The sequence below is a fragment of the Rhodococcus phenolicus genome, from assembly GCF_001646785.1.
Taxonomy (GTDB): Bacteria; Actinomycetota; Actinomycetes; order Mycobacteriales; family Mycobacteriaceae; genus Rhodococcus; species Rhodococcus phenolicus.
In genome coordinates this window covers 128,286-145,717 of record NZ_LRRH01000020.1, presented here as the reverse complement: position 1 = coordinate 145,717, position 17,432 = coordinate 128,286, and the positions used below count along the sequence as shown (strand labels likewise).

Below are 17,432 nucleotides of genomic sequence, written 5' to 3'. Positions count from 1 at the left end.
CTCCTCGACTAATGGGAGGTACCAAGCCTGGCCGTCCGGCAGACTTGGGCACCTGGTAACCGCTGGTGGATGAGCACTCTTCTCGACCGGACCGAGTGCCGAGTCCTGACGTCAGACCGTGCCTCCACCGGCGCACCAGGAGGTCTGCATCGCTGATGGGATGTCGTGCCCGGCCACGGTCGTGAGCACTCGACCATTAGTCCGCGAACCGACTTCCTGCAGGTTACCGCCGAACGCTCGACGAGCCGAGGAGGTGCGGAGTTGTTGTACATCGGAGACGACTGGGCCGAAGACCACCACGACGTGGAGGTCCAGGACGAACACGGCCGTGTGCTGCGGCGCGAACGACTCCCGGAAGGGATAGCGGGAATCTGCGGATTCGGTGAACTCGTCGGACGGTTCGCCGACGACGACACCGAGTTCTCCGACGTGCTGGTGTGCATCGAAACCGACCGCGGACCGTGGGTACAAGCCCTGCTCGCGGCCGGCTACACCGTGTTCGGTGTCGACCCGAAACAGGCTGCGCGGCACCGGGAAATCCTCGGCAGTTCCGGCGCCAAGAGCGACAAGGGTGACGCGCACGCCCTCGCCGACATGGTCCGTACCCGCCGTCATCAGTTGCGGGAGGTCGCCGCCGACTCCGAGGTCGCGGAGGCGGTCAAGGTCGTGGCCCGCGCACACCAGACGTTGATCTGGGAACGCACCCGCCACATGCTGCGGTTGAGGGTGGCGTTGCGGGACTACTTCCCCGCCGCGCTCGAGGCCTACACTCCGCTCGGATTGACCTCCGCCTCCGTGCTTGCCCTACTGGCCAAGGCCTCGACCCCGGACGCGGCAGCCGACCTCACTCTCCGGCAGATCACCGCCGCGTTGAAGGGCCGCCGTGACATCGAGACCAAAGCGGCGGCGATCCAGCAGGTACTGCGCGCCGAGCATCTCGGCCAGCCCGATCCCGTGACCACGGCGTATGCGGCGACGGTCCGGTCGCTCGTTGCGATCCTGACGACGCTGAACACCGAGATCACGAACCTCGAAAAGGAGGTGAAAGCCCATTTTGGCCGGCACCCGGACGCTGAGATCCTGCTCAGCCAACCTGGTCTCGGGGTCGTTCTCGGTGCCCGGGTGCTCGCCGAGTTCTTCGGATGCTCCCGGCCGCTACGTCAGTGCGAAGGCACGCAAGAACTACGCCGGGACCAGTCCGATCACCAGAGCGTCCGGGAAAACGCGCGTTGTCTCCGCCAGGCACGTACACAACGATCGGCTCGTCGACGCCCTGCACACGCAAGCCTCCTGTGCGCTTCTGCACGACGAGCAGGTCCGTGCTTACTACGACCAGCTCCGCACCCGCGATGTCGGCCATAACGCCGCTCTACGGCAGGTCGGCAACCGGCTCGTGGGTATCCTCCACGGCTGTCTCAAGACGCACACCGTTTACGACCAGGCGACCGCCTGGTCGCACCGTCAACACAGCATCGCTGCTTGACATCCGAGATCCAGGGATGTCTGACGTTCCGAGTCGTCGATTGGGGTACGTCGACAACTGTGAACCCGAGCCGATGCCGCGGCCCCGAAGAGATCGACGTGCTCGCCCGCACCTGTCGCGGTCGCTCAATCGGTGACCATGGCCTGAGCAGATATCTCCTTGAGTTTGGAGTTGGCCCACCGTAATTGCCGCAGTGTTTGAGGGTGGCAGCGTTTCGTGACGGCGAGCAGTTCCCGGTCGCCGAGCGCTTGGGCGGTCTGAGCCAGGATCTCCCAGTCCAGCGAGACCCCGGCAGCCTTGCGGTGGAGCTCGCGTAGGTCCCGTAGCAACAACAATGCCGGTGCGTGGTGCCGGCCGAGCAGCTCGCTGCCCTTCTGCCGTACCTTCGCAAGCATCGTCGGGTCACGGTCGGGCTCGGCATCGAGATCGAGCCCGTAATCCGTTCCCACCCAGGCTAGTTCGCGTACGTGTTGTTGCGACCATCCGGCAACATCGCGAGCGACATGGAAAATCTCATGGTCGACCTTGTGCCGATCGGAGACCTGCAGCAACTCCGCCGCCAGATCGTTCTCCGAGCGGTGCAGCTCCTGGATCGCCAGTGCCAGCTTGTTCACCTCGCACCTCCACGAGGATCGGGCAGTTGCTCGGCCGCGGTCGCGTCCGGGCCCCCGACGGTGTCGGGCACCCCTGCGCCGACCGGTTTCGACGCGGTCGTCGTCGGCGCTGCGGATGTGGTGCCGTCCCCGGCCCGGATTCGCTCGAGGCGGGCAGCGCCGCCTTTGAACAACGGTTGCTTCGACGCCGGGTCCCAGTCGGTGAGCGTGAGTTCGTTCGCGGCTCTCCCGTCCTCGCCGCCCGGTTCGTGCCCGGCGGGGGTGTCCCAGTAGCCGTAGTGGAACGGCAGGAACACCACGCCGGGACGGATGCCGCTGATCCGCAGCTTCGCTTCCACCCGGCCGCGGGGCGTGGTGATCCGCAGCAGGTCCCCTTCGGACCAGCCGTGCCGGTGCGCATCGTGTTCGGACATCTCCACCCACACTTCGGGCGCGGCCTGCTGCAGTTGCGGTGCCCGTCCGGTTTTGGTGCGGGTGTGGAAGTGGTACAGGGTGCGACCGGTGGTGAGGAAGTAGGGATAGTCGTCGGTCACCGTCTCGTGCAGCGGGAGATACTCGCCGGCCTTGATGATCGCCTTGCCGTACGGGTTCATCGCCTTGTACTCGGTCGGTTCCAGCGGCGCTCCGGTCACCATGTCCCGACCGTAGCTCTCGCAGTAGTCCGGGGAGGACCAGAACCGTCCGCCGGTGTAGAGACGTTCGGTGCCGTCGGGATGGTCATCGTTGCAGGGCCACTGGATGCCGCTGCCGCCGCGCAGCTTGTCGTAGGTGATGCCCGTGTAATCGCAGGGACGTCCGGCCGTGCACTTCTTCCACGCCTCGAAGGCCTCCTCCGGGGTGGACCATTTCACCAGCGGGGCGCCGTCCTTGTCCTCGAGTCCCAGCCGATGGGCGTAGTCGATGAAGATGTCGAGATCGGGCCGGGCCTGCCCCGGCGGCTCGACCGCTTGCTCCGACAGATGCACCGTTCGATCGACATTGGTGAACGTTCCGGTCTTCTCCCCCCACGTCGCAGCGGGGAGGACGACGTCGGCCAGTTGTGCGGTCTCGGACAGGAAGATGTCCTGCACCACCAGGAACAGCCGATCCTGCCCGAGGATCTTGCGGATGCGGTCGAGTTCGGGCAACGACACCGCCGGATTGGTGCCGTTGACATAGAGGAACCGGATCGAGCCGTCCTCGACGTAGCGCATCATCTGCATCAGATGGGTCGGCGCGGTGTAGTGCGGGATCCGCATCGGGTCGATGTTCCACACCCGGGCCAGATCCTGGACGTGGGCGTCGTTGGCCCAGTTCCGGAATGCCGGCAGGTCACCGTCGGCTCCGCATTCGCGGGTGTTCTGGGCGGTGGGCTGTCCGTTCATCTGCAGCACCCCGCAGCCCGGTTTGCCGAGCATGCCGCGCACCAGATGAACGTTGTTGACCTGTACCGCAGCCGCGGTCGCTTGATGCGACTGGTAGAAACCCTGCAACACCGTCGACAGCAGCCGCTTCGCGGTGCCGAGAATGCGGGCGGCGGCACGCAGATCCGCGACCGGCACATCGCACACCTCGGCGGCCTTCTCGGTCGGATAGTGTTCGAGTTGGCTCTGCAGTTCGGCGAAGCCGACGGTGTGGGCCTCGAGATAGTCTCGGTCGATCCACTCGTTGCGCACGATCTCGTGCAGCAACGCGTTCATGAGCATCACGTTCGTGCCCGGCCGGGGCGCCAGATGCACTGTCGCCGCCCGCGCCACCGGCGTCTGTCGCGGATCCACACAGATCACCGACGGTGGATTCGGCCCGGCGAGCCGATCGAGGATGCGCATCCACAGCACCGTCTGAGTCTCGGCCATGTTGTGTCCGTACAGGGCGATGACGTCGGCGTGGTCGATGTCGGTATAGGAGCCCGGCTGCCCATCACAGGCGAACGACTCCTTGAGTGCCGCAGCGGCCGTCGCCGTGCACAACCGGGTGTTGCCGTCCATGTGGTTGGTGCCGATGCCACCGTGGCCGATCAGCGCGAGAGTGTAATACTCCTCGAGGAACAACTGCCCGGTGGTGTAGAAACCGATCGAACTCGGCCCGCGTTCGTCGAGCAACTGTCCGGTGCGATCGACGACGGCATCCATCGCTGTGTCCCAATCGGTTTCCACGAGTTTGCCACGGCGCCGGATCAGTGGCCTCGTGAGCCGGTCCGACGAATGATTGGCCTGCCAGCCGAACAGATCCTTCGGGTCGAGCCGCCCGTGGTTGACCCGATCGACCGCCCGTCCACGCACCCCGACGATCCGTCCGTCCTTGACCGCGATGTCCAGACCGTCGCCGTTGGAATGCAGGATCGTCGCCGACTGCACCCATCGGTCGACGTCGTTGTCGGTCACCCCGTCGGCGAGGAAGGAATCGACCCGTGTCGGCCACACCTCCCCGGGGCCGTACGGGGTGCGTGTGCCCCAGGGATGTCCGATGCGATCCGTCGACGTCATAGCCTGGCAGTACCCACGACAGGAGCGGGCAAACGTCACCCCGGGGTGAATTACCTGCGCGGGTGCAATGGTTGCCGAAGTGCACGGACTGACGGAGGATAACGGCATGGATGCCCCGACCCGGTCTTCCCCTCGACGACGTCCGAAGAAGTTCGATCGGCAGGTCGACGCGGTGATGTGGGCTTCGCGGTCATTGGTGGGAATCGCAGCGGCCTCCGTGGCCGAGGTCGAGGATCGCGTGAGCATCCCCCAGCTGCGCATTCTGGTGCTCGTGGGCACGCGGGGTCCGCTCGGTCTCGGGGTCGTGGCGGATGAGCTCGGAGTCGATTCCTCCAATGCCAGCAGAGCGGTGGACAAGCTGATCAAGGCAGGATTGCTGGACCGGCGTGATTCTCCGGAGGACCGCCGCAAACTCGCCCTGACGCTGACGCCGTCGGGTGCAGCCCTCGTACAGACGGTTACAGACCATCGGCGTGACGCCATCGCCGCTGTGCTCAAACGGCTGACTGCCTCCCAACGCGACGGGCTCGCCGCTGCGTTCGACACCTTTGCCGTGGCCGCCGGCGAACCGGCCACCGACGATGCGCTGACATTGTTGTGGCCGATCCACCCGTGATCGGATGCCGCGATGGGTCCGAGATTACCTTCGCGGCATCGACTCCGGACCTGCTGACCCCGAGGCAGCCGTCCCTCCACGCGTTCTGAACAGCTCGCCGATTCACGGCGGTATCGGGGGCCGACACCGGTGGCGAACCGCTCTGGGTTCACACGTGCTGTGTGGTCAAGTCCTCGATGGGAGCTGAGGCAGCGTTGGATTTGACCGAGGCAATCCCGTTCCGAGCCGCCACCTTTGAGGTGTAGCCCTGACTGGCCGCGATGATGGCGCCTCCCACGTGAGAGCCGTTCGCCGACTGGACACCACCGAAGTGACGCGTGTCGCCACGGCCCCGAGAACCTCTCACCGAAGGTGAGGGCCGCTACGGATACTTCTACGAGTCGGTCCCCCTCGATGTCGCGCGCGCCGATCAGGCGATGCTGGCGATGGAGATGAATGGTGCGCCCCTACCGGTGGAACACGGCGCGCCCCTGCGCGTCCGGCTGGAGAACCAACTCGGCTACAAGATGGTCAAGTGGGTCACGGCCATCGAGTTCATGAACGATGTCGGTTCCATCGGCATGGGTCAGGGTGGGTATCGCGAAGATCAACTGCACCACTCGAATTCGGCGGCGATCTGACCGGCGAGCCCGGGAATCGGGCACGTCGTCCCGGCTCGGAACGCGACGGCGATGACCCACCGGTCCACCAGGGCGGCCATCGAGCGTCGGATACTCACGGCAGTCGGCAGTCCAGTCTGTACGGCTGGTCCGATCGACGCGCCTGCAAGCGCTACTGCGGCTGCTCGCGGGTCAGCGGGGCGATACTGTCGATCTCCGGGTACGCCTGCCCCCCTGCCGACACAGCACCACGCGGCAGTGACCGCTGGACCGGTCCCGCCCGGCCGTCGCCTCCGGGTGCAGGCACCGTTCCGAACCGTGTCTGCTGCTGCAGGCAGCACCGTCCGTTCGTCGATTGCGAGGCCGACGCCGGTGGACGGCTCATCGTGCGGTGGGCTCTGTGGGTGGTGCCTACCGCCGGATGCGGTGGGCCGCGACCGCTGCGGTCGCGGCGAAGACGGGCACGGCGGCCCACATGGTGCGGCGGTGGGGCACCCACATTCGTCGCGGCGGACTTTCGGGCCGCTGCGCGGCAAGCGGAGTGCCGCCGATCGCGGCGGCGAGGACCTGCGCGGCGTGCAGCGGCGCAGCGTCGTCGGTGAGGTCGCGAATCTGGGTGCGGCAACTGAAACCGTCGGCGACCACCAAAGTATCGGTGGCTTTGCTGCGGATGGCGGGCAGGAGAGTGTCCTCGGCGCACGCGACGGAAACATCGTAGTGGCCACGTTCGAAACCGAAGTTCCCGGCGAGTCCGCAGCAGCCCGCGTCGAGGACCGTGGTGTCCACGCCCGCGGCCTCCAGGGACTTCTCGTCGGCGCCGGGATCGAGGACGGCGTGTTGATGACAGTGCGGCTGGATGATCGCGGAGATCTTCTCGAGCTGCGGGGGCGTCCAGCCGGCGGCCTTGTGTTGCAGAAATTCCCCGAGAGTGTAGGTCTGGGCGGCGAGGCGCCGCGCGTCCTCGTTGCCGTTCAGCAGTTTCGGCAGGTCGGAGCGGAACACGGCGGCGCAGCTCGGTTCGAGGACCACCACGGGGGTGCCGGTTCGCAGCGCCGGCGCCAGCACCTGCAGGGTGCGGGTCAGCACGTTCTGTGCGGTGGCGAGTTGGCCGGTGGAGATCCAGGTCAGCCCGCAGCACACGGTCTGCTCGGGGACCTCTACGGTGAAGTCGGCAGCCTCGAGGACTGTGACGGCGTCCTTCGCGATGTGGGGATCGAAGTTGTTGGTGAAGGTGTCCGGCCACAACAGCACGGTTCCCCGGCCCCGGGGCGCGGGGTGGGGTGCGCGATGCGCCCACCAGTCGGTGAATCGTTGCCGGGCGAATCGGGGAAGGGGGCGGCGCCGGTCGACACCACCGGCAATCTTGATTGGCCCGGCCAGTGCGGGGTTGTGGGTGAGGGTGTTGACCAGTGCCGGGGCGGCGGAGGCCAGGCGCGCCCACATCGGGAGCCAGCCCATCGAGTAGTGCGCCGGGGGGCGCAGTCGATGCCGGTAGTGGTGGGAGAGGAATTCGGCCTTGTAGGTGGCCATGTCGACGTTCACGGGGCAGTCGGACAGGCATCCTTTGCAGGCCAGGCACAGATCGAGGGCGTCGCGCACAGCGGTCGATCTCCAGCCGTCGGTGATGACATCGCCCTGGAGCATCTCGAACAACAGCCGGGCCCGGCCCCGGGTGGAGTGTTCCTCCTCGCCGGTGGCCCGGTAGGACGGGCACATCACCCCCGATTCGTGGCCGCGGCACTTGCCGACGCCGACGCAGCGGGCCGCGGCCCGGCTGAACCGGTGCTGATCGTCGGGGTAGGCGAAGACGGTGGCCGGTTCGAGCGGCAGGTAGTGCACTCCTTGCCGCAGGTTGTCGTCGAGGCGGTAGGGGTGGACGATCTTGCCGGGATTCATCCGATCGCCGGGGTCGAACACGGATTTGAGGGTCTCGAAGGCGGTCACGATGTTCGCGCCGAACATGATCGGCAGCAGCTCGGCGCGGGATTGCCCATCACCGTGCTCCCCGGACAGCGACCCGCCGTAGTCGACGACCAGGTGGGCGGATTCGATTGCGAAGGACCGGTACTTCGCTATGCCCTCGGCGGTGCGTAGGTCGAACGGGATGCGGGTGTGTACGCAACCGTGGCCGAAATGCCCGTACAGGGAGGCGGTTCCGTAACCGTAGGTGGTCAGCAATTCCCGGAAGTCGCGCAGATAGTCTCCGAGCCGGGCCGGGGGGACGGCAGCGTCCTCCCAGCCCTCGTGGGTTTCCGGGTCGTTCGGCGGATAGGCGGTGGCGCCGAGACCGGCCTCGCGGGCGGCCCACACCTGCTTCTCGTGGTCGGGATCGTCGAGGAGTTTCGCGTGCGGGGTGACCGAGCGGAGGTCCTCGATCATGGCCCGGGCTGTGCGATCGGCGGCGTCTTTGCTGTCGCCGTTGAATTGCACCATCAACCACGCGCTGCCGTCGGGTAGTTCCCGTAGGGCCGCGGCGGCGAGGTGCTGGCTGTGCTCGAGCTGGACCAACCGGTGATCGATCCCTTCGAGGGCGGCCGGAGAATGTTCCAGGATCCGGGGGACGGCGTCGGCGGCGGCGCAGATGTCGTCGAACCCGAGCAGGACCAACGAGTTCGCGGCCGGAACCCGCACCAGGGACAGTTCCGCCCGCAGCACGGTGACCAGGGTGCTTTCCGAGCCGACGAGCAGGCGGGCGACGTGAAAATTGTTCTCGGGCAACAACTGGTCGAGGTTGTACCCGGACACCCGTCGGGGAATATCGGGATACCGCGCCCGGATGTCGTCGGCGTAGCGGTCGCGCAGTTCCCGCAGCGCGGCATAGATTTCCCCGGCCCGGCCACCGTCGGCGACGATCCGGTCGACGTCGGTGTCGGGGGTCTGCTGCACCCACATCCGGTGCCCGTCGTAGGTGAGGATCTCCAGGCGGCGGACCGAATCGGCCATCTTCCCGTAAGCCTGCGCGGTCGAGCCACAGGAGTTGTTGCCGATCATCCCCCCGATCGTGCACGAGACGTGCGTGGACGGTTTCGGCCCGACCATCCATCCCCACTTGGCTAGGTGGTCGTTGAGGCGGTCGAGGGCGATGCCGGGTTGCACCACCAGGGCGCCGGCCTCGATATCCAACGATTCGATCCGGGTGCAGTATTTGGTCCAATCGATCACCACCGCGGTGTTGCAGCACTGCCCGGCCAGGCTGGTCGCGCCGCCACGGGAGAGGACCGGCACGTCGTGCTCCCGGCACACCGCGACCGCGGCTTCGGCGTCGTCCGGGGTGCGGGGGATCACCACCCCGATCGGAACCTGCCGATAGTTGGAGGCGTCGGTGGAGTACGCGGCCCGGGAACCCGGATCGAACCGTACCTCGCCAAGAACCGTGTCGCGCAGACGTTGCTCGAGGGCTCGGAACAGCGGGGTGGTACGGGTGTGGTCGACGGTCACGACAGCCTCCTTCAGGCGACCTGGAACGGGGCGATGTCCGGGGCCCGCAGTGTCAGTCCGTGTCCCGGCGCGTGCGGGTCGGGTCGCACGCTGCCGCCGGTGGGATCGAACGCACCGTCGAAGAACCGCTGTTCGATCCGGACGTGGTCGTGGAACCACTCCAGGTGTCGCAGGTTCGGGATCGTAGCGGCGGCGTGGGCATGCGCGTGCGGGGCGCAGTGCCCGGAGATCTCCAGGTTGTGGGCGGCGGCGACGGCGGCGACCTTGAGCCAGTCGGTGATGCCGCCGCAGCGGGTGATGTCGGCCTGCAGACAGTCCACCGCCCCCGCGGTGCACATCCGCTCGAAGTAGGCCAGGTCGTACCCGTATTCACCGGCGGTCACATCCGGGCGCACAACCTGCCGGATCCGGGAAAGTCCGTCGAGGTCGTCGGAGGAGACGGGCTCTTCGAACCAGACCACGTTCTCCTCGGCGGACTCCGCAGCCAGCCGGACCGCTTGTTTGCGCCCGTAGGCGCCGTTGGCGTCGACGTACAGTTCGGTGTCCTCCCCGATGATGCGGCGAGCCTGCCGGATCCGGTCGAGGTCCCGGTCGGTGCGGGTGCCCCACCCCTGGCCGATCTTGATCTTCACCCGCGGGATGGACTGCTCCTGCACCCAGCCGGACAGTTGCGCCTCGAGTTGACGGCGGCGGTAGGTGGTGAAGCCTCCGGACCCGTACACCGGCACCTCGACCGCGGCCGGGGCGCCGAGCAACCGATGCAGCGGCACTCCCCACAGCCGGGCTTTGAGGTCCCACAGGGCGAGATCGACCGCGGACAGGGCGCATCCGGCGATCCCGGGTCGGCCGGCGTTGCGGATCGCCCGGACCATGTTCTCGTGCAGACCGGGCACGTCTACCGGGTCGGCGCCGGTGACCAGGTCGGCGAGGATCCCGGCGACCACCGCCGCGGCCGCGGCCGGGGCGTAGGTCCACCCGGTCCCGACCTGCCGGCCGGCGGACACCTGCACCAGCACCAGGGTGGTGGACTGCCAGGCCAGGGTGCCGTCGGCCTCGGCGGTGTCGGTGGGGATGGTGTAGGCGGCCGCCGTGACTGCGGTGACCGGGGTGTCGATCATGAGCGTCGTCCAGCGCTCAGTCGCGGTGGTGCGGCAGGAATTCCTGCGCCTTGGTCTTGATCCCGGTTTTGATGAAGCCCCAGGAGTCTTCGTCACCGCCCAGGACGGCAGCAGCAGCGGAGGTGAACTGATCCCACGTCGCATGCGGGGGGATCGGGGGCATGTCGGGGTCGGTATGGACATCCAAGACGGTGGGCCGATCCGCCGCCAGAGCCTCGTCCCAGACACCGGCGATTTCGCCGGGGTCGGTGACGGTGTGTGCCGCCAGACCCAGACCGGCAGCGAAAGCCCCATAGTCGACATCCGGAAGCGTTTGGGAATCCACGAATTTGGGAGATCCGGCCATGGCTCGCATCTCCCAGGTGACCTGGTTGAGGTCGTTGTTGTGCAGGATCGCGATGATCAGTCGCGGGTCGTCCCACTGTTGCCAGTAGCGCTTGACGGTGATCAGTTCCGCGAGTCCGTTCATCTGCATGGCCCCGTCCCCGGCGAAGACGATCACCGGGCGGGCGGAGTGGGCGAACTTGGCGCCGATCCCGTACGGAACACCGGGGCCCATGGTGGCCAGGGTGCCCGAGAGGGAGCCCCGGATGTGACCGCGGAACCGTAGTTGACGGGCATACCAGTTCGCCGCTGAGCCGGAGTCGGCGGTGACGATCACATCGTCGGGCAGACGAGGGGACAGTTCGGCGAACAGTCGCTGCGGGTTGACCGGATCCGCGTCCACCTGCGCTTGCATCTGCATTGTTTCCCACCATCGGGTCACGTTCGCCTCGATCGTGTCCCGCCAGGACCGGTCGGTCTTGCGGTTCAGGTGCGGGATCAGGGCCCGCAGCGCCGTTTTCGCGTCGGCGACCAGGTTGACCGCGTTGGGGTAGCGCATCCCGATCATCCGGCCGTCGATGTCGATCTGCACGGCGTGGGCCTGGTCGTAACCGGGCAGGAACTGGGTGTACGGAAAGCTCGATCCGATGGTCAGCAGGGTGTCGCAACCGGACATCATCTCGTACGACGGGCGGGTGCCGAGGAGGCCGATGGATCCGGTGACCCACGGCAACTCGTCGGAAAGCACATCCTTACCCAGCAGGGCTTTGGCGACGCCGGCGGCGAGCAGGTCGGCGACCTGCTCGATCTCCTCGTGCGCACCGCGGGCGCCCTGACCGACCAGCAAGGCCACCTTGCTGCCGGCATTGAGGATCTCCGCCGCCCGCACGACCGCCCGATCGTCCGGGGTGATGGTGGGCCAGTCGATCCCCACGCTCGAGGGCACCATCTTGAATTCGTGCGTGGGCGGGGTGTAGTCGAGTTCCTGCACGTCCGCAGGAATGATCACGGCGGTGGGGGCGCGCTGGGTCAGCGCGATCCGGATCGCGCGGTCGAGAACATTGGGCAGTTGTTCGGGAACGGTGACCATCTGCACGTAGTCGCCGGCGACGTCCTTGTACAGGCCGAGCAGATCCACCTCCTGCTGGTAGGAGCCGCCCATGGCGGTGCGGTTGGTCTGTCCGACGATCGCCACGACGGGCACGTGGTCGAGTTTGGCGTCGTAAAGGCCGTTGAGCAGATGCACCGCACCGGGCCCCGAGGTGGCGATGCACACGCCGACCCCGCCGCTGAACTTCGCGTAGCCGGTCGCCTCGAACGCACTCATCTCCTCGTGCCGGGCCTGGATGAACCGGGGCGGATCGTCCGCGCGTGTCCAGGCGGCGAGGATGCCGTTGATCCCGTCCCCGGCGTACCCGAAGACATGCTCGATCCCCCACGTGCGCAATCGCGCGAGTAGGTAGTCGGCCACGTTCTGACTGGGCATCGGAAGGCCCTCCTCGCAGATGGTGACGGGCCGGCCCGTGAACGTCCGGGTCTCGGGGCTGCCGGGTCGGCGAGGGGACATCGTTCGGGCTCCATGCCCGGATATCCGAAAAGTTCAGCGGGCTGTCTCCTTCCATCTCTACGCGCAAAGGTTGCGATAGCGCAAGGGCTGAGGGAAAGATCGGTGTATTTCGGCGGTCTTGTCCGCGTGGCTCGAGTGTCGTGATCTTCCTGATCATTCGGAGTTCGTGGTTTGAGTGTCCGGCCATCGGGAACCCGAGACAGGACAGTTGTTTGCGTAGACGCAAACATTGCTGAGTGAGAAGAAGGTGGCAGTGCCCCCACGTGGTGCCGGTGCGCTCTTTCCTCCGCACGTGCTGCGGGAGTACGCGCTGATCGCAGACGGTGAGCGCGGCGCCCTGATCGGCCCGCGCGGGGACATCGCGTGGCTGTGCGTGCCGACCTGGCACGACGGGGCAGTGTTCTCGGTGCTGCTCGGCGGTCCCGGCGTCTACGCCCTCGCCCCGACCGAGGACCGGTTCACCTGGGGCGGTTTTTACGAGCAGGGCACCTTGATCTGGCGCAGCCGCTGGGTCACCACCACCGGAATCATCGAATGCCGCGAGGCACTGGCCTTCCCCGCGGATCCGCACACCGCGGTACTTCTGCGCCGCATCCTGGCCGTCGACGGGGATGCGCAGGTCGCTGTCGGGCTCGACGTGGCCGCCGACTTCGGCGCTCACCCGATGCAGCAGAGCGGCCACCGGGACGGCATCCGAACCCTCCGCGCCGGGGCGCTACGACTGCGCTTCTCCGGTGCCCCGGCGGCACGTGTGCGCCACGGCCGACTCGAGGCGGTCCTCGACGTCCCGGCCGGGCACCATCACGATCTGGTCCTCGAACTCGGCGACCGGACCCTCCCCCGCGAACTCCCGGACCCGGACCGGTTGTGGGAACACACCGAACACGCCTGGCACACAGCGATTCCACAGATCGACGGGTCTCTCGCCGACCGCGACGCGCAACACGCCTACGCGGTGCTGCGCGGGCTGACCAGCAACACCGGCGGCATGGTCGCCGCCGCCACCACCGCCTTGCCCGAGCGCGCCGAGCAGGGCCGCAACTACGACTACCGGTACTGCTGGATCCGAGATCAGTGCTACGCCGGGCAGGCCGTCGCCACGGCCGGACCCCATCCGCTGCTCGACGACGCCGTCGCCTTCGTCTCCGGCCGGCTGCTCGCCGACGGACCCGGACTCAAACCCGCCTACACCGTAGGCGGTGGCCGCGTCCCGGACGAAACCGTCCTCGACCTGCCCGGCTACCCCGGTGCCGACCCCCGCACCGGGAACTGGGTCAACGACCAATTCCAGCTCGACAGTGTCGGGGAGGCGCTACTGCTGCTGGCCGCCGCCGACCGGCACGACCGGCTCGATCGGCCGCACTGGAAGGCCGCCGAGATCGCGGTGTCGGCGATCGAACAACGCTGGCGAGAACCCGATGCCGGAATCTGGGAGCTGGACAACCGGCACTGGGCGCACTCGCGGCTGATCTGCGCGGCCGGCCTGCGAGCGATCGCTGCCGCCGCGCCGACCTCGCAGGCGGCGCACTGGTCCCGGCTCGCGGACCTGCTGGTCACCGAGACCGCCCGGGGGTGTCTGCATCGCACCGGCCGCTGGCAGCGCACCCCCGACGACGACCGGGTCGATGCCGCGCTCCTGCTACCGGCGATCCGCGGCGCTCTTTCCGCCGCCGATCCCCGCACCGCCCTGACCCTGGCGGCTGTGCGCAGCGAACTCGGCCGCGACGGCTACGTCTACCGGTTCCGGCAGGACGAGCGGCCCCTCGCCGAGGCCGAGGGGGCCTTCCTGCTCTGCGGTTTCATCATGGCCCTGGCCGAACACCAACAAGGTCATCAAATCGATGCGGTGCGCTGGTTCGAACGCAACCGCGCCGCCTGCGGGCCCCCAGCCCTGTTGACCGAGGAATTCGACGTCATCGAACACCAGTTGCGGGGCAACCTTCCCCAGGCGTTCGTCCACGCTCTGCTGCTCGAATCCGCGCACCGTCTCACCCGTCCGTGGCCATCGGAGCGGTGACCACCGCATCGTGGAAGGAACCTCATGGTCAAGAGCACACCGGCATCCGGGCGCGTCGTCGTGATCACCGGTGCCTCCGGCGGCATCGGCCGCGCCGTCGCCCGCACCTTCGCCACCCGCCGCGACAAGATCGCCCTCCTCGCCCGCGGAAGGGCGGGCCTCGAGCAAGCCGTCCGGGAGGTGCAAGAGGCCGGGGCGGTCGCCCTGGCGGTCCCCACCGACGTCGCCGATCCCGAGCAGGTCGAGCGGGCCGCCACCACCGTCGAGAACACCCTCGGCCCGATCGACATCTGGATCAACGTCGCCTTCACTTCCGTCTTCGCCCCGTTCACCGACATCACCGCGGCCGAATACACCCGGGTCACCGAGGTCAGCTACCTCGGTTACGTCTACGGCACCAAGGCCGCACTGACCCGCATGCGGCCTCGGGACGCGGGCACCATCGTGCAGGTCGGCTCGGCCCTCGCCTACCGCGGTATCCCGCTGCAGAGCGCATACTGCGGCGCCAAACACGCCGTTCAAGGATTCCACGAGGCCCTACGCTGCGAGTTGCTGCACGACAAATCCCGCATCCGGGTGACGATGGTGCAGATGCCCGCGGTCAACACACCACAGTTCTCGTGGGTGCTCAGCCGGCTGCCGAGGCAGGCGCAACCCGTGCCGCCGATCTTCCAACCCGAGGTCGCTGCCCGCGCCGTGCTCTACGCCGCCGAGCACCCTCGCCGCCGCGAGTACTGGGTCGGGGCCAGCACCGCTGTCACCCTCGCCGCCAACGCGATCGCGCCGGGTCTGCTCGACCGGTATCTCGCCGTCACCGGGTTTTCCTCCCAGCAAACCGACCGGCCCCGACACCCGCACCAACCGCAGAACCTCTGGCAGCCCGCCGACGACACCGACGGCCACGATTTCGGCGCCCATGGCATCTTCGACGAGAAGGCCCATGCCCGCAGCGGGCAACTGTGGGCCTCCGAGCACCACGGATTGCTCGGCGGCGCTGCCGGGGTGCTCGCTGGTGCGGTCACCATCCTGCTGGTCCGGCAGCGACGAGGATGACCGCGCGTCTGCTGATACCAGTTCGTCTCGGCTGTGCACTGCTGCAGCTGAGCGCCCCGAACCTGGTACCCGCTCGTGTGCTCGCAGAACCGCTGCGTCGCCGGGAGCAGCTGGTGGTGCGCCTGCTCGGTGTTCGGCATCTGCTACAGGCCGCGGTCACCACCGCGGTGCCCACACCGGCGGTGCTGCGGCTCGGCGCGGGCGTCGACGCCGCGCACGCGGCCAGCATGATCATTGCGGCCCTCGATCGGCGCCGCCGCCGGACTGCGGTCGCAGAGATGCTGTGCGCCGGCAGTTTCGCCGTAGCCGGACTGCATGCCGCTCGCGCCGCTGTCCGGCCGGCAGCTCAGTGAACGGGGGGCCACAACAACGTGAGAACGTCCCCGTCGATCGGTTCGCCTGCGGCCGCGGCGAACCGGCGCAGCGCCGCCGCCAATCCATCTCGGTCCTCGGGCGTCATGCGCTCGAGAACCCCCGAAATCGCTTGCCTACGATGCGTGCTGACCCGATCGACCAGTTCCTGACCGGCGGCGGTGAGCGTCAGAGTCAGATTCCGCCGGTCGTGCGGCGCGTCGCGCCGATCCAGTAACCCGGCCTTGATCAGGCGGTCCACCGCCCGGGAGGCGTTGGACGGGTTCACTCCCAGCGCGTCGGCCACTGCAGCCAGATTCAGCGGACCTCGGGTATCGACCATCACCAGAATCCGTAGGTGCGGCATCGTGACAATGTCTTCGACCTCGGCGACCGAGGCTGCCGCGATGCCCACCAGCGCCCGCGAGGCCCACAGCACCGCGTCCACCTGCTCGGTGAACCGGTGTCCTGGCTCCGCTTGCTGTCCTCGCGCCGCGTTCATACCCGAAATCCTGCACCCGAACATTGCGCAACCGCAACCATTGCGCGGTTGGGTGTGGGTGGTTCCTCGCCTCCCCCGCACGGGGCACCGTCGCCGGCGGACGCCCGAGCTCCACCGAAGAGTTCGCAAAAGGAATGGCCGGAGGAAATTCTCCGAGGACTCGCTCGCATGGGGCAGCGCCGGATCCACCGCCAGGTACGCGCCATGGGCGACCGTTGATGCCGTACGTCCAGGGTCGGCCCTCCCCGTCCTACAGCACCGTCTACTCCATCGCCTCCGATCTCGACCCGAGCTGCTCACTCCTCGCCCATCAGCACCCCAGTCCGCGAGACAGCTCCAGTTCCGTCCGGTGCACCGCCGACACCTGAACCGGATATGGCAGATCATCCACACCCCGGCCGAGGTGCTGGCCCTCGTCCCGGCCGACACCCCGGACCCCGGTGCGGCCCTGGCTCGCGGCGGCCTCGACTCACTCCCGCGCCGCGCCCGGCTACAGCGTCAGTCTCGGGGCCCCGACCCCGGGCAACTCCGTGGCGTTGCGGCAGGCGACCTGGGCCACAGCCGACCCGAACTGGCCGATCCCAGCTCGAAGGCCGCTCCCGTTTCAGGTTTGCGCCCGGCCGACACGAGGGGAAGATTCACGGCCGTGTGCTCCGCATCGACGTCGGACAGGTGCGGGCGTCGATGTTCAGTCTGTACCTCTACCGACAGGATCTCCGCCTGCGTTCGCGCTCGGTGAGCAGCGGCCCTCGATTCCGGAGTGAGGCCCGGGCTGGTCGTCACGTCTGTGCCCAGGCGGTGAACAGATCGAGATCGGGCGCTCGCTGGAGATCGTGCAGGAGCACGCTCTCAGTCCTATCGACCCGCCTCCCCATCCCCTCCCCGAAACCCACCGGAATTCCTCCCGGCTCTGGGCGCCCAGAGCACCGACGTACTCTCCGCCGACGCAGAGTCCCCATGAGCCCTTCGAAGGTATGCCCGGTGGCGGTCGACCCAGGCCGGAAGACCTATAACGTCGGCGGGCGAAAGACCCTGGATCTTCCGCCGAAAGACCACTGTTTTCCCAGCGGGGAAAGCTCCGTGCCCGACGGGACCGGGGGCGTTCTTTTCGGATGCGCGCCTCGCGGCGATGCCCCGGAAAGACCGTCCACCAGGGATTCCACCGCCCAATCCAGGCACCGGGGGCCGGCCCAGCCGAAGAGAGGTACGAACGTACCGAAACAGTCTCTGACCAGCACAAACTGGACGATGGTCTGAGTAGCTTCCGTCCACGACCGTGATGTAT

The 17,432-nt window shown here is 67.7% G+C and carries 12 protein-coding genes and 1 pseudogene; 6 read left to right on the top strand and 7 right to left on the bottom strand.

From position 1 onward, the window contains the following. Nucleotides 1-261 precede the first annotated feature (261 nt). Nucleotides 262-1,483, top strand: a pseudogene (locus A8G15_RS07465) (IS110 family RNA-guided transposase). Between the two features lie 125 nt (nucleotides 1,484-1,608). On the opposite strand, the gene A8G15_RS07460 reads toward A8G15_RS07465, so the two are convergent. Together A8G15_RS07460 and A8G15_RS07455 are read right to left on the bottom strand one after the other, a co-directional pair. Next, complete coding sequence (locus A8G15_RS07460; protein WP_068157350.1) at nucleotides 1,609-2,097, bottom strand: hypothetical protein; 489 nt, start codon at nucleotides 2,095-2,097, stop codon at nucleotides 1,609-1,611. Beyond that, entirely contained in the window at nucleotides 2,094-4,562 is a 2,469-nt protein-coding gene (locus A8G15_RS07455; RefSeq protein ID WP_068157339.1) for a molybdopterin oxidoreductase family protein, read from the bottom strand. Before A8G15_RS07455 ends, A8G15_RS07460 begins: the two co-directional genes overlap by 4 nt. Nucleotides 4,563-4,668: 106 nt before the next feature. On the opposite strand from A8G15_RS07455, the gene A8G15_RS07450 reads away from it, so the two are divergent. Then, nucleotides 4,669-5,178, top strand: coding sequence for a MarR family winged helix-turn-helix transcriptional regulator (locus A8G15_RS07450; protein WP_068157329.1), 510 nt, complete (start codon nucleotides 4,669-4,671; stop codon nucleotides 5,176-5,178). Between the two features lie 148 nt (nucleotides 5,179-5,326). Here A8G15_RS07450 and A8G15_RS29725 read toward each other — a convergent pair whose 3' ends face one another. Further along, the gene (locus A8G15_RS29725) at nucleotides 5,327-5,455 is read right to left on the bottom strand and encodes a YegP family protein (RefSeq protein ID WP_082899712.1); all 129 of its coding nucleotides are present in this window, start codon (nucleotides 5,453-5,455) and stop codon (nucleotides 5,327-5,329) included. Nucleotides 5,456-5,495: 40 nt separating this feature from the next. Here A8G15_RS29725 and A8G15_RS07445 point away from each other — a divergent pair, with 40 nt between their 5' ends. After that, nucleotides 5,496-5,798: a molybdopterin-dependent oxidoreductase gene (locus A8G15_RS07445; RefSeq protein ID WP_068157321.1), complete on the top strand. Its 303-nt coding sequence runs from the start codon at nucleotides 5,496-5,498 to the stop codon at nucleotides 5,796-5,798. Between the two features lie 390 nt (nucleotides 5,799-6,188). Here A8G15_RS07445 and A8G15_RS07440 read toward each other — a convergent pair whose 3' ends face one another. From A8G15_RS07440 to A8G15_RS07430, 3 genes are read right to left on the bottom strand one after another with little or no spacing between them, the layout of a single operon-like run. After that, a complete protein-coding gene (locus tag A8G15_RS07440) occupies nucleotides 6,189-9,215 on the bottom strand; it encodes an FAD-binding and (Fe-S)-binding domain-containing protein (protein WP_082899711.1) in 3,027 nt (1,008 codons plus the stop codon). Between the two features lie 11 nt (nucleotides 9,216-9,226). Next, nucleotides 9,227-10,333 carry an enolase C-terminal domain-like protein gene (locus tag A8G15_RS07435; protein WP_068157317.1) on the bottom strand — a complete coding sequence of 369 codons (1,107 nt, stop codon included), beginning with the start codon at nucleotides 10,331-10,333 and terminating at the stop codon, nucleotides 9,227-9,229. 16 nt (nucleotides 10,334-10,349) lie between these two features. Further along, the gene (locus tag A8G15_RS07430; protein ID WP_068157407.1) at nucleotides 10,350-12,143 is read right to left on the bottom strand and encodes a thiamine pyrophosphate-requiring protein; all 1,794 of its coding nucleotides are present in this window, start codon (nucleotides 12,141-12,143) and stop codon (nucleotides 10,350-10,352) included. A gap of 328 nt (nucleotides 12,144-12,471) precedes the next feature. Here A8G15_RS07430 and A8G15_RS07425 point away from each other — a divergent pair, with 328 nt between their 5' ends. The 3 genes from A8G15_RS07425 to A8G15_RS07415 are packed head-to-tail and all read left to right on the top strand — an operon-like array spanning nucleotide 12,472 to nucleotide 15,647. After that, nucleotides 12,472-14,241 (top strand): glycoside hydrolase family 15 protein, encoded by a 1,770-nt coding sequence (locus A8G15_RS07425; RefSeq protein ID WP_425415075.1) that lies wholly within the window; start codon nucleotides 12,472-12,474, stop codon nucleotides 14,239-14,241. A 24-nt stretch (nucleotides 14,242-14,265) separates the two neighbouring features. Then, nucleotides 14,266-15,294 carry an SDR family oxidoreductase gene (locus A8G15_RS07420; RefSeq protein ID WP_068157314.1) on the top strand — a complete coding sequence of 343 codons (1,029 nt, stop codon included), beginning with the start codon at nucleotides 14,266-14,268 and terminating at the stop codon, nucleotides 15,292-15,294. Next, nucleotides 15,291-15,647: a hypothetical protein gene (locus A8G15_RS07415; RefSeq protein WP_245687747.1), complete on the top strand. Its 357-nt coding sequence runs from the start codon at nucleotides 15,291-15,293 to the stop codon at nucleotides 15,645-15,647. Before A8G15_RS07420 ends, A8G15_RS07415 begins: the two co-directional genes overlap by 4 nt. On the opposite strand, the gene A8G15_RS07410 is transcribed toward A8G15_RS07415, so the two are convergent. After that, nucleotides 15,641-16,147, bottom strand: a complete 507-nt coding sequence (locus tag A8G15_RS07410) for a MarR family winged helix-turn-helix transcriptional regulator (RefSeq protein ID WP_068157312.1) — start codon at nucleotides 16,145-16,147, stop codon at nucleotides 15,641-15,643. The two genes, A8G15_RS07415 and A8G15_RS07410, sit on opposite strands and share 7 nt — an antisense overlap. Nucleotides 16,148-17,432: the final 1,285 nt, after the last annotated feature.